Raw genomic sequence first — 17431 nt, 5'->3', positions numbered from 1 at the left:
TTCAGGTGGACCACCCCCGCGGCGGGGTTAAACGCGAACAATTCGCCATCTAGGCTAGCGAACAACGTCGAATAAATGGGACGGTCATCGGGTTCGATATCGTCACCAAACCCAAGTTCCACTGCGACGGAGCCATCTTCCTCGGTCGTTATCGTCATTGTTTGGTAATCCACCAAGGTTCCGAGCCACCACATCTCAAAGCGGCATAGCCCGGCCCCTTCGCCTCCAACAGCTGGCGCTGCGGATCCCACACCGCGCATCCATCGAACATTACGGGCTTCTCGCCTGGGTTCTGACGACATAGTCGAGACCCGGAGCGCGGGCGATCTGCGTTTCGTATTGCTGGCTCCGTTCGGAATAGGTGGCGAAGGTCGGATCGTGCTCCCACCCGCCAAACGGGTGACATGTCGCGTCCCTCTCGCGCTGGCCCTTCTCGAGCTGGTCTGCCGCCGCGCCCCGCCCGGGCTGTGACCTGGGTCACACCTCCGCGCTCCCCTCAGCCTACAGATCATGAGTTCTCCGGCGGAACAGGTTGAAGTTCGGCCTCATGCAGTTGTTGATTGCGCGCTGGCGCGGTCAGGAGACCGCGGCTTCGGGGGCGGGGCGATATGGACGGTGCGTGGGGCGACGCTGAGCGGAAGAAGCTCAACTGGGCAGGTTCGAAGACGGTCGGCCGGATCACCGAGATCGCGGTGATGGCTCCGGTGAAGCTGGGCTGCGTGCCGGGCGAACGGCGCACCTACGAAGAGCGGATCCGCGACGCCATCGCCAACATCAACACCCGCCACGCCCAGGGCCTGCCCACTGAGCTCGGCGCGGTGCCGACGATCCACTTCGGCCGCATCATGCTGATCCGGCCGGAGCAGTACCTGGTCTACTCGAAGGCCGACTGCATCCAGTATGTCGAAGAGACCATCGCCCAGGACGGCACGGGATGCCCCATCCCAAAGCCGTTCGACGAATACGGCGACGGGATGTCGCCGCTGAACCGCCCGACGCCGGCGGACGGCTTCCGCACCTGGGTGCTCACCACCGTCGAGTTCGACGGCGACCTGAAGGTCTACTTCCGTGACATCGCCCGGCTGCTGGGCCGCGCCTTCGACAGCATCTTCGAGAACTGTGAGGACTTCCCCGGCACCGCCAGCTTCGAGAAGTTCTGGCAGTGGATCCGCCGCTACCAGATGACCACCCAGCTCTTCTACGCGCCCTACGCCGACCTCACCGTCGCGCGGCTGAAGCAGCTGGAGGTCTTCAAGTCCCGCTTCGACGCCTTCGTGGCCCGCGTGCGCACGCCCACCGGAAGGCGGGTGGAGGACATGGACGAGCTCTTCGACGCGTTCCTGCGGGAGAACCAGCAGTACGCCCGAAACTTCCCCACGGCCGGTGGCCTGTGGACCCCCGACGGCTGCGACGAGGAGGCCTGAGATGTCGGAAGCCGTCGTCGGCGAAGCCAGCACCCCCGCCCTGGCCGATAACGTACAGGCCGGCGCCGTCCGGGCTCAGAAGACGCCCTGGTCGCTGTTCTTCTTCTTCCGGATCCTCACCCAGGCCGAGATGGCGGCCACCGTCCAGCGTCTGCAGGCGGTGCTTGCGGCGCCCGACGACAAGGCGGCCTGGGCCGCCTTTCAGTTGGATATCGAGAACCCGGCGCTTCTGAACACCGGTCTCGCGCCGGAAAACGCACCCGCAGCTGACGCCTTCCGCGACTGGCTGAAGGTGCTGGTCAAGGCAGATGCCAGCGGGCTGAGACAGGCGCTCTCCCGCATCCAGGCCTTGATCACGTCCAAGGCGCCGCCGTCGGCGGTCGAGTCGGCGGCGGACTTTCTCGCGGGCGCCGGCATGCTGCTCGGTCGTGTGCGATCCGAGTACAAGGACCTCCTCAAGGACGTGAAAGCCGAGCTGCGAAGCTTTCCGAAGACCGGCGGCAAGGAGCCTGTGCTGCAGAAGCTGGTGCTCTACGAACTGCTGCGGCAGGGCGCGCCGGCCTTCATCGAGAACGGGCGCTTCGCCGCTGTCCGGAGCGAAGCCGACCAGCAGGAGCTCGCAGCGCTCGGCAAGCTCAACACCCGCGCGGCCGTGAACATCTCGTTCAGCTACGAGGGTCTCAAGGCGCTGAACCTCGACCCGGTGACGCTCGCCTCCTTCCCCGATGTCTTCAAGGAGGGCATGGCCGCGCGGGCCCGCCGGCTCCACGACGTTGGTCCCAGCGCGCCCGAATACTGGGAAGGCGAGCTCGGGCAACGCAGCGTCCACGGCTTCTTCCGCGCCGGGTCGCCCTTCGAAGACGAAGAAGAGACGAAGGCGGCCAAAGGGAAGTCGAAGGACCCTCCGGCCACTCCGGAGGTGTTCTGGCGCCGGCTACGGGAAGACATTGGGCGCTTCAACGAACGGGTCTGCCCGGACGGTCAGAGGATGCGGTTCTGGCTCGGCCTGCTGTTTCGGATGGCTGGCGTCGAGGTCGTGCACATCGAGCTTGGCCAGGACCCGTACCGCGTCGACAAGGACGGCAATGTCGAGCCGATCGAGCACCGCAAGGAGCACTTCGGCTTCCGCGACGGCATCAGCCAGCCGTTCGTTGATCTGAAACTTGGGGCGCCTCCGCCCGGCGGCGCGACGCCGTCGAGCGCATCCACCTGGACGCCCGTCGCGCCGGGTGAGATCTTCCTGAGCGAGAAGGACGAGGACGGCGACGCGCACCTGCTGCCCATCAACTCCGACCTCCGGCTCGGGTCGACCTTTACCGTGTTCCGAAAGCTGGAACAGGACGTCCAGGGCTTCCGGAGTTTCCTCGAGGTCAGCCGCCCCAAGGACAAGACGGCGCAGATGGCGCTCGCGGCGCAGTTCGTCGGCCGCTGGCCGAACGGCATGCCGCTGGTCCTCGCCCCGAACGAGCAGCCCAAGGTGGCCGACGAGTCGGGCCCCGCCCTGAACGACTTCCGCTACGCCGCCATGGATCCGCTCGGCCGGAAGTGCCCCCTCGGCGCCCACGTCCGACGGACCAACCCGCGCGACATCGCCGGGAGCGCTGCGCGGCGGCACCGGATACTCCGGCGGGGGGTCAGCTACGGCGGCCCGCTGATCGAGGAAGGCGACGCTTCGGACGGCGCGCCGCGCGGCATCCTGTTCATCGCGGAAAACGCCCGCATCGACCTGCAGTTCGAGGTGGTGCAGGGCGACTGGATCAACGGCGGCGAGCTCCTCGGCCAAGCCGGCCTCGGGCGGTGCCCGGTGACCGGCATGCACGCCGGCCGATCCGAGGATAGCTTCCTGGAAGCCGGCCGAGCGGCGCCCATCACACGCCTGCCGCAGTTCGTCACCACGCGCGGCGGCGACTACTTCTTCACGCCGGGGGTCACCGCGCTCGCGCACCTTGCGATCGGCAAGACGTTTCCGCCGGCCGCGGCCGAGCTGCCCTTCGCGGGCTACAGCATGGGCGACGCGGTGAACCGGCCGCTTGTCGACGAGCCTCGTCTCAGGGCCGCCGGGAACGCGATCCTGTTCGCCAGGCAACGCGTCGTGCGGATCAGCTTGCCGACCGATCCCGAAGACCCCACGCCGAAGACGGTCGTGCTCATCGCCCTGCACAAGGACGCGCAGCGCGTCCTGGGCGATCGGCTCGTGGCCGGCGACAGTGGCGACGTCGTCGAGGTCTCGGCCTGGCCCTATCGGGCCTCCGCCCACTCGATCACCCGCGGACACGACGTTCTGGTGGGCACCGACCCCGACCCGAAATGCGGCTTCGCGGCCCGGACCAGGCTGTGGACCCTGCTGAACTCAGGCTGGCAGACGCTGGCAGGCAAGTTCGACAAGGACCCGGCGAAAGGAAGCACCGCGCTTGTCCAGTCGGTCCGCGACACTATGCAGAAGCGGCTCGAGGCGAGCCTGCGCCGCTCGGGCGGCGGCGGCGCCATCGACCTTGTCGGCGACCTGGCCGTTCCGGCCACCTATGCGGTCCTGTGCGACATCTATGGCGTGGCGGGGCCGAGCTGGATCACGGAGCTGGCCGTGAGCCTGCCTTTCTCACGCCAGCATGTCGGTGACCTGCCGCCCGAGTGGCTCCTGGCGATGAAGGGCGAGAAGCCGCAGAACCCCGGCCAGACGACGATGCAGCTCTGGTCGGCCTTCCTGCTGGCCGACTTGATCGGCAACTTCGTGGAGAACCACGAACTGCGGGCCGTGTCCCGGCAGGCCGGCGCGGAGCTGATGAACCACCTCGACCTCGAGCTGGACGAGGCGCGGTCGCGGGCTGCGAAGGTCCCAAAGCGGACCCTGATCGACGCCATCGTCGAGAATGCCGACAAGGATCCGGCGATCCGCGACCTCTACAAGGAATTCACCGACGACGAATGGCGCAAGCAGCACGACCGGGACGCCGTGCTGCTCCTGCTGGAGATCCTCGGCACCACCCTGGCGGTGATCCCGCTGACGTTCGCCTCGGTGATGGAGCAGTTGCTAAAGAGCCGGATCGACCTCCGCGCGCTGCTCGACCAGACCGGCCTCGGTGTGAACGCGACGCGCATCATCTACGAGGCCGAGCGCCTCAACCCGAATGTGCCCGTGCGGATGCGCCGCTGTGAGCGCGACATCGAGCTGGCCGCCGAAAAGGTGGCGGTGGTGATCCCGCCGGTGCTGCCCGAAGGGTCAGAGGACAAGGCCGCCGTGATCAAGAAGGGCGAGTACGTCGGCACGCTGATCAACGCCGCTCACCTCGACCCGCGGCGATTCGACATGCCGCAGCTGTTCTGGCCATTCGCCGGCGCCCCGCCCCTGGGCTCTCGCCCGCGGAAGGAAACGGACTACCTGCTGTTCGGCACGTGGGACGAGGGGAGCAACAAGAAGTGCTGGGGCCGGGACCGCGTGGCCCTGCCGGTGCTTGAAGAGTGCCTGTCGGCGGCTTCGCGGCTCGGCGGACTACGGCGGGTGGCCGGCAAGGCCGGCGAGCCTCAGACCTTGGTGGGCATCAAGATCGGCCTCAAGGCGCGGTTCACGCGGGTCGAGCCAAAGGCCGACGCGTCCGCCGAGGCGCCCAAGCCATGATCCCATGACGGCGGCAGAGCTCGGCTTGCTCGGCGAGGTCCGCCGAGACCCGCGCGTCCGCCGGGTCGATCTGCGCCCGTAGCCGCGCCCGCATGCCCAGGCCGTCGACGATCAGGCACGGATTGGAGACGGCGCGCGCGATCGCCAGCGCCTCCTCCAGCCGCGCGAAACCCTGCTCGGTCCTGCCATGGCGCACCAGCGCCTCCGCCGAGCCGGCATAGAAGTGATAGACCTCCAGCTTGCCGGTGCGCAGGTGGATGTGCCGCCGCAGGCCGTCGTCGATCAACGCCACCGCCTCGCGCGCCCGGCCGGTCCGCGCCAGCGCCAGGCTCAGGCTTCCGAGGATGTTCGCCTGGATGGCCTCGTACCCATGGGACTTGCTGATCTCGAGCGCCGCGGTCAGGCAGTCGATGGCTTCTCCATCCCGCTCGAGCATCACCAGGTTACGGCCGAGCGAATTGCGCGCCATCACCTGTGAATAGGGATCGACGGCGATCTGCAACGCCCGCTCGCCGTAGTCGACTCCTTCGCGGTACTGGCCGGCGTCGATCAGGTACCAGCTCATGAACGCCAGCGCGGTCGCGTACGGAAGCGCGGGGGCCCCGAGCCGCGCCGTCTCCAGTTCCCCCGACAGCATCTCGCACAGGGCGTGCTGGTGGGCGATCGCCCGCGCCACCTGGCCCGTATCGTGCAGCAGGTTGGTGCGCATGATCTCGTTCGAGTAGATCAGCGTCGGCGAGCCCAGCTCACGCGCGATGGCCAGCCCCTCCTCGGTCGCGCTCAACCCCTCCTGATGGCGGCCCTCGAACCAGCAGATCATGCCCAGCTGCGAAAGCGTGTTGCTCACCAGCTTCGGCCGGTCCTGCCGTCGCGCCAGCTCGATGATGCGCGGGAGGTGGGTGTGCATCTTGGCGAGCTCGCCCAGCTGCACGGCCGAGGCGAACGCCATCAGCACGAAATCGAGGTACCGCGCTTCGGCCGCGGCTTCGAGACGGCCGATGAGCACCAGCGCGCGGTCGAAGATCTGGTTCAGCGAGGCGGCGGCCGAGTTGCGGCGCGCCTCCAGCCCGGCTTCCCAGAGGTGTTCCAGGGCCTGGGCGTCGTCACCGGCCCCCTCGGCATGGAAGGCGAGCTGCTCGTGACGGCCGCCAAGGTCGGCGTATCGCGCGGTGATCGCCGAGAGCGCGGTGCGGTGCAGCTGGCGGCGGCGTTCGCGGGGGATGGTGTTCGCGCAGGCCTCCGCGATGATCTGGTGGCGCATGCGCACCGCCCGGCCGGACCTTGGATGGATGAAGGCGTAGCGCTCCAGCTCCTCGAAGTCCCGGGAGAGCTCGCCCGTGCGGGCGCCGAGCACCGTCTCCACCAGCTCCACCTCACCCCCCTCGCCGAGCAGGCTCAGGGCCTGAGCGAGCACCTTGGCGCCGGGCGTGAGCCGCTGCAGGCGGGCATGGATCACCGACTCCACGCTGTGCGGCAGCACCTCGAAGACGGGGACCTCCTTGGTTTCGACGGAGCGGATCAGCTCCTCCAGCACGAAGGGGATGCCTTCGGCGCGGTCGACGAGCTGATCGAGCAGCCACGCCGGCGGCTCGCCCGCGGGCCAGAGCTGGCGGCCCAACGCGGTCATCTCGGCGGGCGGCAGGGGGTCGAGCTGGAGAACCGTCTGCGCCAGCTCGCAGGCCTCGTCCAGGGCCTCGGGCCGGGCGGTCACCAGCAGGCACAGCGGCTGCGGGCCGCGGCTCTCGCTCAAAAGCCTCAGGAACTGCCGGCTTTCGGGGTCGACCAGATGAAGATCCTCGACCAGCAGGACGGTCGGACGGTCCGCCAGCAAGGCGCGCAGGCCGTTGACCAGGGCGCGCGCGAGCTGCGGCTGGGTGAGCTTGCCGGCCTTGTCGCGCAGCTTGGCGGGAGGCGCCGTGAGCAGGGTCTCCAGGGCGGCCACCTCCGCCTCCTCCACCCCGCTCCCGGCGAGCGCCTCCCCGACGCCGGCGCCGGAGGGGCGCAGGAGGTCGCTGATCAGCCCACGGGCCGCGGCGAAGGGCGTCGTGCGCTTCTGGGCGTCGCCGAAGAAAACCAGCGCCTTGGCCTCCCCGGCCAGCGCCTCGGAGACGGCGGCGGCGGCCAGGCGGCTCTTGCCGATGCCGGCCTCCCCCACGATCGCCACGGCGCTGCTGTCCCCGTCCGGCCGCGGCAGCAGGCTGCGCAGCACCGCCAGCTGCGAGCGCCGGCCGACGATCGGTGAGCGGTAGCGGTTGGCGACGTCGCTGTCGTTGGCCGCCTCCGGCCGCGCTTCCAGGACGAAGGTGTCGATGTCGAGCTCGCCGGCCCCCGAGAGCTCGTGAGGCGCCAGCTTCAGCTCCGCGCGGCACAGCTTGACCGTCTGGGCGCTGACCAGCACCCCGCCGGCCGGCGCGGCCTGTTGCAGCTTGGCGGCGATGTTCACGGCCGCGCCGACGGTGTCGAAGCGCGAGCGCCCGCCGCGGCGGATCATACGGAGCGCCACAAGGCCGGAGTGGACCGCGACCCGGAACTGCACGGGCCGCCCGTCCGGACCCGGGGCGCCGGCGGTGCGCTGGATGTCCCAGGCCGCCCGGCAGGCGTGCTCCGCGTGGTCCTCCAGCGGCGTGGGCCAGCCGAAGACCGCCAGGCCGCCGTCGCCCTCCCAGCTCACCAGGGCGCCCCCGGCGCGCTCCACCGTCTCGCGCACGTGCTCGAACCACCGGTCGAAGAAGGTCTGGACGTCGTCGGGATCGCAGGCCGCGATGTGGCGCGTCGAGCCGACGATGTCGGCCGCCAGCACCGTCACGATACGGCGTTCCGGAGTCACCCCGGCGCCCCTCATGCGGACCTCCGCACGAGCGGTCGAGGGCTCGGCAGCCGAGCGTTGCGCCGGGTCCGGTCCGGCATTGATGATCCCCCGCTTTCGCGCGATTTAGCCACGTCTAGCTGCGCCCGCGCAACCGCGCCGCGTGTGACCGGCGTCACAGCGGGCCTGACGGGTCAGGTGACCGGCTGGTTGGGCTTCAGCCCGTGCTCCAGCAGCTTCTGCCACACCTCCTCCGCCGTCTCTGCGAAGCAGAAGAGGTCGAGGTCTCGCTCGGCGATCATCCCGTGGCGCTGCAGCTCCTCGAAATTGATCACGCCGGTCCAGTACGCGCTGTCGACTAGCACCACCGGAATCGGCGCGGCCTTGTCGGTCTGACGCAGGGTCAGGATCTCGAAGAGCTCGTCCAGGGTGCCGAAGCCGCCCGGGAACACCACCAGCGCGTTGGCCCGCATGGCCAGGTGCATCTTGCGCATGGCGAAGTAGTGGAAGCGGAAGGTGAGCTCCGGCGTCGAATAGGCGTTCGGCGCCTGCTCGTGCGGCAGGGTGATGTTGAAGCCAATAGAGGGCGCGCCCACGTCGCCGGCCCCGCGGTTCGCCGCCTCCATGATCCCGGGCCCGCCGCCCGTGGCGATGACGTTGTCGCGGGTGGGCTCGCCCTCGAGGAAGGCGCCGCCGCGCTGCGAGGCCACTGCCCCGAAGGCCCGGGCCTCGGCATACCAGCGGGCCTGCTCGCCGGGCCCGTCCTCACGGACGCGCGCCGAGCCGAAGACCACGATCGTGGAGCGCACGCCCCAGGCCTTGAGCGCCAGGTCGGCCTTGGCGAACTCCAGGAGGAAGCGCACGCCACGCATCCCGTCGGAGAGCAGGAAGTCCTGGTCGAGGGCCGCCAGCCGGTAGGACGGCGAGGCGAGCTGGGCGGTGTTGTCGGGCGTCTGGTCGGGCATGGCCCGACCTATAACGCCTCAGGCGTCGCAGGTGCGCTTCACATGCGCCACGTGGAAGGCGCCGGAGTGCGACAGCACGATCCAGTCGCCGCAATGGGCGACCACCGGCCCCTCCGGCGTGCGGACCTGGACGGCTCCGCCCTCGGAGATGACCTCGGCGTCTTCGCCCAGCCAGCTCCAGAGCATGGTCCAGCTGCGGACGTCGTTGGGCGGCGGCACCCGCAGGGCCGCGCCGTGGTCAAAGGGGGGAAGGGATTGGCTGGCGCGCATGGGTCCTTCTGGGCTTGGCGTGCAGGCGGACAGCCAGTTCCGCGCTGCTTCGGTCACCAGAAGCTTAAGATCGGCTCAGTTGGCCCGGGCGACGTGCTGCTCGAGTTCGTGCATGCGCTGGCGGTACAGCGCGGCCATCTCGTTCTTGTTGGCGGCGCGGTTGCGCAGCGCCCGCCAGGCGGCCTGCTCGCCGTCGAGGATCTCGCGGTCCGCGCCGGCGGCGACGGCCCGGCGGTAGGCCCGCTGCATCCGCAGGTCGGCGGCCTTGAGCTGCGGGTTGGCGCAAAGGATCCGCAGGGCCGGCGTGGGCTCGAACTTGCAGCGGGAGGCGGCCTTCGCCGCCGGAGCCTTGCGAGCGGGCGCCGCCGCGGCGCGCTTCTCAGGCGCGGGCGCGGCTTCGCGGACGGCGGGCGCTTCAGGGGTCTCGATCTCGGCCGCGGGCTGCGCCGCCGTCGCCCGCCGCATCAGCTGGGAGACCTCGGCGATCCTGGCTGCGGGCTCGGCCCCGGGCGGCAGGGCGGCGCCGGCCAGGCGCAGCCGGCGGGCCTCGCCGACCGCGAACCACTGCGCCTCCTCGCCCGTCGCGGGCGCCAGCGCCTGGGCGTACATGTCGAAGGCCAGGCAGAAATCCAGGACCCGGGCGTCGCCCTCCAGGGTCTCGGCGCACTCGCGCGAGAAGTCGACGAGCGCCGGCGCGCCGCCCTCGGCATAGACCGACTGCACCTCCTCGTAGGCGCGGCGCACCTGAGCCGGGTCGGGGGCGGCGGCGGCCAGGCTGACGCGCGGCTCCGCCGGACGCGCGGCGGGCGTGGGCGTGGCCTCGGCCTGGCTCACCCAGCGGCCGCGGTCGTCGCCGGACAGCCACCAGCCCAGACCCATGGAAAGCCCGACGGCGAGCGCAGCGCCGACCACCACGCCGGCTTTCAGGCCCCGGCGCGGCTCCCCGCTCTCGAAGCGGGCGGCGAACTCCGGCACATCCTGAGGAGAACCCGACATATCCGTCGAACTCGCAAGGCGCAGCTAGGTTGCAAACCGTTCGCGTAACGCGGGTCCGCCCTTTTCAAAGCTGAAATAGAAGACTTTACTAAGCGGTACGGCAGGCGGCGGGTCGGCAGATTCGCGTGAAGATCTGCGGACGCGAGGGAGATTGAGAGTGACAGACCCTTCTACGAAGGCGCCTGACCCCATGGATATTGCGCTGGGCGCGGCCGTCCGCATCCGCCGGCGGACCCTCGGCATCTCGCAGGAGGCCCTCGCCGACCAGTGCGGCGTGAGCTTCCAGCAGATCCAGAAATACGAGAACGGCGCGAACCGGATTTCCTTCTCCCGCCTGGTGCAGATCGCCCGCGCCCTCAAATGCCGGGTGGTCGACCTGATGGACGTGCTGGACGCGCCCGACCGAGAGACCACCGGCGACCTGGACATGCTCACCCGGATGCGCACGCCGGGCGCATTGGAGCTCCTGGCCGCCTACGAGAACCTGCCCCCCGAGGCGCGCAGTTCCCTGGTCAGCTTCCTGAAGGCCATGGCCCACGCCGCCGCGCCTCGGCCCACCGACGCCGCGCCCGTCGCCTGAGGCTCAGCCCTCCGCCAGCACGCGGTTGATGATCGACTTGGCCTCGGGCCCGGCCCAGTCGGCCTCGCCGGACACGCGGCCCCGCTCCGTGCCGTCCTTGCCGTAGATGAAGGTGGTGGGCATCCCCGTCACCGGCGGGGAGATCGACCACGGCAGCTTGGCCTCCGGATCGCTGTAGAACTTCAGCGGCGCGTGGCCCGCCAGGAAGGCGCGGGCCTTCTCCACGTCCTCGCCCTTGTCGATGCTGACCGTCACCACCTCCACCGGCTGGCCCTGGTAGTCGGCGGCGAGCTTCGCCAGCGTCGGCATCTCGATCTTGCAGGGGGCGCACCACGTGGCCCACAGGTTCATCACCACCACCTTCCCCTTCAGGTCGGCGACCTTCACCGGCTTGCCGGCGGCGTCCTTGAAGACGTAGGTCGGCGGCGGCCCGGCGCCCTCGGGCAGCTCGAACTTCTCCATCACCGACTTCGCCGGCGCCGCCGCCGCCGGCTTCGGGCCGGTGGCGATCTCCGGCTCCGGCTTGGAGGACGCCTTCGCCATGATGTACAGAACCGCCGCGACGCCCAGGAGAGCGGCGCCCCAGAGGGCCCATTTCAGCAGTCCGCCCCTGGGCCTCGCCCCGGATTGATCGCTCATATGACCGACGACTCCTCTGACGCCCTGAAGACCCCGTCTGCCGGGCAGGCCGGCCAGGCAATGTGGGGCGGCCGATTCTCGGACAAGCCGGCCGAGCTGATGCAGGCGATCAACGTCTCCATCGGCTTCGACCGCCGGCTCGCCGCGCAGGACCTGGCCGGGTCCCGCGCGCACGCCGCGATGTTGCTGAAGGCGGGCGTCATTTCAAGCGAGGACGAGGCGGGCATCCAGAAAGGCCTCCAGGCCATCGAGGCCGAGATGGCCGCAGGCAGCTTCCCGTTCCGCGAGGAGTTCGAGGACATCCACATGAACGTGGAGGCCCGCCTGCGCGAGCTGATCGGCCCCGCCGCCGGCCGGCTGCACACCGCCCGCTCGCGCAACGACCAAGTGGCGCTCGACTTCCGCCTCTGGGTCCGCGAGGCCTGCGACCGCACCCAGCACCAGATCAAGGCGCTGCAGCGCGCCCTGGTCTCCAAGGCCGAGGCGCACGCCGACGCGCTGATGCCGGGCTTCACCCACCTGCAGCCGGCCCAGCCGGTGACCTTCGGCCATCACCTCATGGCCTACGTGGAGATGTTCGGCCGCGACGCCGCCCGCTTCGCTGACGCCCGGGCCCGCATGAACGAGAGCCCGCTGGGCGCCGCGGCCCTGGCCGGCTCCCCCTTCCCCATCGACCGCCAGATGACCGCGCAGGCGCTGGGCTTCGACCGGCCCACGGCCAACTCCCTCGACAGCGTCGCCGACCGCGACTTCGCGCTGGAGGCGCTGGCGGCGGCCACCATCTGCGCCGTCCACCTCTCGCGCCTGGCCGAAGAGATCGTGATCTGGATGACGCCGCAGTTCGGCTTCGTGAAGCTGTCCGACGCCTTCACCACCGGCTCCTCGATCATGCCGCAGAAGAAGAACCCCGACGCCGCCGAGCTGGTGCGCGCCAAGGTCGGCCGGATGCTGGGCGCGTTCACCCAGCTGGCCGTCGTCATGAAGGGCCTGCCGCTGACCTATTCGAAGGACATGCAGGAGGACAAGGTCCCCACCTTCGAAGCCTTCGACGCCCTGGAGCTCAGCCTCGCCGCCATGGCCGGCATGGTCGCCGACCTCACGCCCGACACGGCGCGCATGGCCGCGGCGGCCGGCGCAGGCTACTCCACCGCCACCGACCTCGCCGACTGGCTGGTGCGCGAGCTGAACCTGCCGTTCCGCGACGCCCACCACGTCACCGGCGCGGCGGTGAAGCGGGCCGAGCAGCTCGGCTGCGACCTGCCGGGCCTGCCGCTCGACGAGCTGCAGGCGCTGGAGCCGCGCATCACCGACGGCGTTTACGACGTGCTGACGCCGGCCGCCTCGGTGGCCAGCCGCCGGAGCTACGGCGGAACCGCGCCCGACCAGGTGCGGAGCCAGATCAACCGTTGGAAGGAGATCCTCGCATGAGCCCCGCCAAATCCGCCCTGGCGCTCTGCGCCCTCCTGGCGCTCGCCGGCTGCGGGAAGATGGGGGCGCTGGACCGCCCCGGTCCGCTGTTCGGCCAGGATCGCGCCACCAGCGGCCAGGCCAGCGAGGCCGAGCGCCAGTCGCAGGATCCCAGCCGCCCCGTCGACACCGTCGACCCGCGCGACCGCACCACCGACCCCGCCCCGAGCCGCACCCTGCCCATCGAGGGCGCCCCGCGCGATCCCAACCGGCCCGCCCCCACCGGCTCCATCCCCGACCCCTTCGCCAATCCGCGATGAACCACTTCGAGCTCCAGGGGGGCGAGCTCACCTGCGAGGACGTCCCGCTCTCGGCCATCGCGGCGGAGGTGGGCACCCCCGTCTACGTCTATTCCTCCGCGACGCTCGAGCGGCACTACACCGTGCTGCGCGAGTCCCTGGTGGACGCCGGGCTGGGCGATCCTCTGATCGCATTTGCGGTGAAGGCCAACTCCAACGTCGCGGTGCTGCGCACCCTGGCCCAGCTGGGCGCCGGCGCCGACGTGGTCTCGGAAGGCGAGATCCGCCGCGCGCTCGCCGCCGGCGTGCCGCCCGAGCGCATCGTCTTCTCCGGCGTCGGCAAGACCGAGGCGGAGGTGGCCTTCGCCATGCAGACCGGCGTGGCCGAGATCAACGTGGAGTCCGAGCCCGAGCTCCACATGGTCAATGGCGTGGCCCAGCTGATGGGCGCCCGCGCCGCGGTCGCTATTCGAGTGAATCCCGACGTCGCCGCCGGCGGCCACGCCAAGATCTCCACCGGCAAGGCCGACAACAAGTTCGGCGTCAGCCTCGCCGAGGCCGAGCGCCTCTACGCCAACGCCGCCAACATGGCCGGCGTGCGGCCCGTGGGCGTCGCCTGCCACATCGGCAGCCAGATCACCGACCTCGCCCCGCTGGAGGCCGCGTTCGGCAAGATGCGCAGCCTGGTCGAGCGCCTGCGCGCCGAAGGCCACGACGTGGAGCGCCTCGACCTCGGCGGCGGGCTGGGCGTGCCCTACTTCAACCAGCCCGAGCCGCCGGCGCCGGCCGCCTACGCCGCGATGATCGCGCGCACCATGCAGGGCCTGGACGACATCCAGTACGCCTTCGAGCCCGGCCGCATGATCGCCGCCAACGCCGGGGTCCTCGTCGCCCGCGTCCTGCACGTCAACGCGCGGCCGGAGGGGCGCAGGTTCCTGGTCCTGGACGCCGCCATGAACGACCTGCTCAGGCCCGCCATGTACGACGCCTACCACGACATCCGCCCGGTGAAGCCGCGTGACGGCGACCCCGTCATCTACGACGTCGTCGGACCTGTCTGCGAGACCGGCGACACCTTCACCCGCGACCGCGCCCTGCCCCCGCTGGAAGCCGGCGACCTGATCGCATTCATGTCCGCCGGCGCCTATGGCGCGGCCATGGCGAGCGAGTACAACAGCCGCCTGCTCGCGCCCGAGGTGCTCGTGCGCGGCGCAGAGTGGGCGATTGTGCGTCCGCGGCCTTCCTACGACGACATGCTGGGCCGCGAACGCCCGGCGCCATGGTTCTGACACTCACCTAAGTGAATCTTCCCGACGGCGGAGGTCGAACGGGGAGGCCCTCTCCGCGTTAAGGCTCAGACCCCCCGCTCTTTCCCCGAGATCCCGTGCCCGAAACCGACGCCAAAGCGCTGCGCGAGACGCTGCGATCCCTCCAGCAGCCGCACCACGGCCGCAGCCTTTGGGAGCTGGCCGTGAGCGCCGTCCCGTTCGTCGTCCTTTGGACCGCCGCCTTCGTCTGCATGCAGCGCGGCTGGTGGTGGGCGGGCCTGGCCCTGGCGGTTCCGGCCGGTCTCTTCCTGGTGCGGATGTTCCTGATCCAGCACGACTGCGGCCACCAGGCCTTCTTCCGCAGCTCGGCCGCCAACAACTGGGTGGGCCGCATCATCGGCGCCCTGACACTGACGCCCTACGAGTACTGGCGGCGCACCCACGCCATCCACCACACCACCTCCGGCAACCTCGACCGTCGCGACCTCGGCGCCATCGAGACCCTCACCGTCGCCGAGTACCGCGCGCTCCCGTTCGTGCGCCGCGCGGCCTACCGCATCTACCGCCACCCGCTGGTGATGCTCGGCCTCGGCCCCTCCTACATGTTCATCCTGCAGCACCGCCTGCCGATCGGCCTGATGCGGGAAGGCTGGGCCTGGCGCAGCGTCATGGGCGTGAACCTCGCCATCGCCGTCGCAGCCATCCCGTTCGCGCTCACCGGGACCCTCCTCCCCTTCCTCGCCACCCATGCGGCGGTGACGGTGGTCGGCGCGACTCTGGGCGTCTGGCTGTTCTACGTGCAGCACCAGTTCGAGGAGTCCTACTGGGCGCGGCAGCGCGAGTGGAGCGCCGCGGACGCCGCCCTGGTCGGCAGCTCGCACCTGGCCCTGCCGCAGCCGCTCCAGTGGCTCACGGCCAACATCGGCATCCACCACGTCCACCATCTGGCGGCGCGCGTGCCGTTCTACCGCCTGCCCCAGGCGCTGGAGAGCCACCCCGCCTTCCGCGACGCCCCGCGCCTGCGCATCCGCGACGCCTTCGCCGCCCTCACCCGCTCCCTCTGGGACGAACAGGCCGGCCGCCTCGTCACCTTTTCCCAGGCCCGCGCCCTCCACCGCCGCCCCGAGCTCCAGCCCGCCCTGGCGACGAGCTGACCCCCCTCTCCCCGTCGCGGCAGCGACGGGAGAGGGCCGGGGTGAGGCCCGGCTGGGCCAGCTCCGGCTGCCAGCCCAAGGGCCCTCGACTCGGGATCCGGCACGGCCGCCTCGCACGAGCCGGCCCTCACCCTGCCCTCTCCCAAGGCTCCGCCTCGGGAGAGGGGTGAAGACCCACACCCAAGCATTGATCTCACGGCAGCAAGTCTGCCTGCCGGTCTCGGCAACTCAAGGACGGCCCGCAGGGCCGCCCCGCCGCGGTCGCGCGGCACGCGCGATCCTTGACTTGCCGAGACCGGCAGGCTCGCATCCACCCAAGAGATCAATGGCCAGGAAGCAAGTGCCACAGGACCTTCGAGAAGGGCTGATCGCCGTCGTGGCAGGACTGCTGGTCGGCGCACCCGCCCTCTGGCTCGTGCAGGTGATCCCTTCGCACGGGCTGGCGCTGCGCGCGCCCCGGGATGGGTGGGTCCTTGGCGCAGTGATCGTCGCGGGGGTAACCCCTGCCTACGTCCTCGTGGTGATCGCGCTCCGGCGGGCGATGCGTCGGAAGAGAGGCTGAGGCAGCCGCCGCCCCCTAATCCATCGCCCCCACGAACGGCAGCCCGCGGTACTGCCCCGCGGCGTCCATCCCGTAGCCCACCAGGAACCGCCCCGGCGCTTCCCACGCCACGAAGTCCGGCACCAGCGCCCGCGGCTTCGGCCAGGGCTTCCTCGCGAACACCGCCGTCAGCACCTCGCTGGCCCCGCTATCCTTCACCAGCCGCGCCGCCTCCGACAGCGACAGCCCGGTGTCGAACACGTCGTCGACGATCAGCGCCTTGCGGCCAACCACGGGCCGCTGCAGGTCCGCCCGCACCTCGCATCGCCCAGCGCTCACCCGCTCGTCGCGGTACGACGCCAGCCACAGGGCGTCGAAGCGCACGTGCCGGCCGTGCCGCGACAGCGCCCGCATCAGGTCAGCGCAGAACCACAGGCCGCCGGTCAGCAGGCAGATCGCCACCGTCTCGTCGTCGATGCGCGGCGCGATCTTCGCGGCCAGCGCCTCGACGCGCTGGGCCACCTCCTCCTCGCTCAGCAGGACCGCCGGCTGGGTCTCAGCCATGGTCCGGGAGGGCGTGGGGGCTGTCGGAGGGGATCGGCTGGGCCTCTACGGCGGCCGGCGCAGCCTCGGCTGTGTGGGCGGTGGGCTCGGCCTTGGGCCCGGTGTCGAACGCCACCTGCAGGTCTCGGGCGGTGGACGGCGGGTCGATGATGGCGATGGCGAAGTGGCGGCGCGCGCCTGCCGGGATGCGGGCGTCGATGGGCCGCGCGATCTTGGCGGCCACCGGCTCGCCGGCCTTGTCCAGCAGGTCGATGCGCAGCGGCGGGGCGTCGGCGGCGTGCTCGGCCACGTTGCGAACCGAGCCGGTCACCGACAGCACCGGCCGTCCGCCCTGGAAGGTGGGCTCGACCTTCACGTGCTCGATGACCAGCCCCAGGCTGTTCACCGGCAGGCCGACGCCGGCATAGGCGCCGGAGGTCTGCGGCGCGAGCCGCACCACCTCCTTGCGGAAGACGATGGCGCCGGCCACCAGGGCCGCCACCGTGGCGGCCATCGCGCCCCAGGCGATCACGGCGCCGATGGCCTGCCTCTTCGGCTCGGGGCGCGCAGGCGCGGCCCGCTTGCGCGGGGCGGGCTCGGCCTCGACGAACTCCAGGTCGTCCTCCGGGATGGCGGCGGCCGTGGCCGGCTCGGCCGCGACCTCTTCCGGCTCGGCCGCCTCGACGATGTCCTCGGCGGCCGCGATCTGCGGCTCCGGCTCGTCGAACTCGGGTTCAGGCTCGGCCGCGAACGCGGTCTCGGGACGCGCGCGCCAACGGGCGGCGCAGCTTGTGCACTTCACCATCCGGCCAGCCGCCGGGATGCGTGAATCGTCCACGAAATAGCTGGTGGCGCACTCTGGGCAGGTCAGTATCATGGCTGCGAATCGCGACGCTCCAGCAACCCCTCCCGAGGTCGCCGATTTC

Annotated in this window: 14 protein-coding genes; 7 read left to right on the top strand and 7 right to left on the bottom strand. The window is 70.7% G+C overall.

Annotation, left to right across the window (positions count from 1 at the left end):
• Positions 1-608: 608 nt before the first annotated feature.
• Together VIL76_RS06285 and VIL76_RS06280 are read left to right on the top strand one after the other, a co-directional pair.
• The gene (locus VIL76_RS06285) at positions 609-1424 is read left to right on the top strand and encodes a hypothetical protein (RefSeq protein ID WP_332044143.1); all 816 of its coding nucleotides are present in this window, start codon (positions 609-611) and stop codon (positions 1422-1424) included.
• A 1-nt stretch (position 1425) separates the two neighbouring features.
• Positions 1426-5037: a hypothetical protein gene (locus VIL76_RS06280; protein WP_332044142.1), complete on the top strand. Its 3612-nt coding sequence runs from the start codon at positions 1426-1428 to the stop codon at positions 5035-5037.
• On the opposite strand, the gene VIL76_RS06275 is transcribed toward VIL76_RS06280, so the two are convergent.
• The 4 genes from VIL76_RS06275 to VIL76_RS06260 form a co-directional block, all read right to left on the bottom strand.
• A complete protein-coding gene (locus VIL76_RS06275) occupies positions 4985-7879 on the bottom strand; it encodes an ATP-binding protein (RefSeq protein ID WP_332044141.1) in 2895 nt (964 codons plus the stop codon). The two genes, VIL76_RS06280 and VIL76_RS06275, sit on opposite strands and share 53 nt — an antisense overlap.
• A 158-nt stretch (positions 7880-8037) precedes the next feature.
• Positions 8038-8808, bottom strand: a complete 771-nt coding sequence (locus VIL76_RS06270; protein WP_332044140.1) for an LOG family protein — start codon at positions 8806-8808, stop codon at positions 8038-8040.
• A gap of 18 nt (positions 8809-8826) precedes the next feature.
• Positions 8827-9078 (bottom strand): hypothetical protein, encoded by a 252-nt coding sequence (locus tag VIL76_RS06265; protein WP_332044139.1) that lies wholly within the window; start codon positions 9076-9078, stop codon positions 8827-8829.
• Between the two features lie 75 nt (positions 9079-9153).
• Complete coding sequence (locus VIL76_RS06260; RefSeq protein WP_332044138.1) at positions 9154-10074, bottom strand: hypothetical protein; 921 nt, start codon at positions 10072-10074, stop codon at positions 9154-9156.
• 190 nt (positions 10075-10264) lie between these two features.
• Here VIL76_RS06260 and VIL76_RS06255 point away from each other — a divergent pair, with 190 nt between their 5' ends.
• On the top strand, positions 10265-10654 hold the full coding sequence (locus VIL76_RS06255; protein WP_332044137.1) for a helix-turn-helix transcriptional regulator: 390 nt from the start codon (positions 10265-10267) through the stop codon (positions 10652-10654).
• A gap of 3 nt (positions 10655-10657) precedes the next feature.
• Here VIL76_RS06255 and VIL76_RS06250 read toward each other — a convergent pair whose 3' ends face one another.
• On the bottom strand, positions 10658-11293 hold the full coding sequence (locus VIL76_RS06250; RefSeq protein WP_332044136.1) for a TlpA disulfide reductase family protein: 636 nt from the start codon (positions 11291-11293) through the stop codon (positions 10658-10660).
• Here VIL76_RS06250 and argH point away from each other — a divergent pair, their 5' ends adjacent.
• From argH to VIL76_RS06230, 4 genes are all read left to right on the top strand, one after another.
• On the top strand, positions 11294-12721 hold the full coding sequence (gene argH / locus VIL76_RS06245; protein ID WP_332044135.1) for an argininosuccinate lyase: 1428 nt from the start codon (positions 11294-11296) through the stop codon (positions 12719-12721).
• Entirely contained in the window at positions 12718-13020 is a 303-nt protein-coding gene (locus tag VIL76_RS06240; RefSeq protein WP_332044134.1) for a hypothetical protein, read from the top strand. Before argH ends, VIL76_RS06240 begins: the two co-directional genes overlap by 4 nt.
• Positions 13017-14288, top strand: coding sequence for a diaminopimelate decarboxylase (gene lysA, locus VIL76_RS06235; protein ID WP_332044133.1), 1272 nt, complete (start codon positions 13017-13019; stop codon positions 14286-14288). Before VIL76_RS06240 ends, lysA begins: the two co-directional genes overlap by 4 nt.
• A gap of 95 nt (positions 14289-14383) precedes the next feature.
• Complete coding sequence (locus tag VIL76_RS06230; RefSeq protein WP_332044132.1) at positions 14384-15421, top strand: fatty acid desaturase; 1038 nt, start codon at positions 14384-14386, stop codon at positions 15419-15421.
• Positions 15422-15998: 577 nt separating this feature from the next.
• Here the strand turns inward: VIL76_RS06230 and VIL76_RS06225 are convergent.
• A complete protein-coding gene (locus VIL76_RS06225; protein WP_332044131.1) occupies positions 15999-16526 on the bottom strand; it encodes a phosphoribosyltransferase in 528 nt (175 codons plus the stop codon).
• A complete protein-coding gene (locus tag VIL76_RS06220; RefSeq protein ID WP_332044130.1) occupies positions 16519-17382 on the bottom strand; it encodes a DUF3426 domain-containing protein in 864 nt (287 codons plus the stop codon). Before VIL76_RS06220 ends, VIL76_RS06225 begins: the two co-directional genes overlap by 8 nt.
• Positions 17383-17431: the final 49 nt, after the last annotated feature.

The organism is Phenylobacterium sp., from assembly GCF_036563285.1.
Lineage (GTDB): Bacteria > Pseudomonadota > Alphaproteobacteria > Caulobacterales > Caulobacteraceae > Phenylobacterium.
The sequence above is the reverse complement of the archived record's forward strand: the minus strand, read 5'-3'. Positions and strand labels throughout refer to the sequence as shown.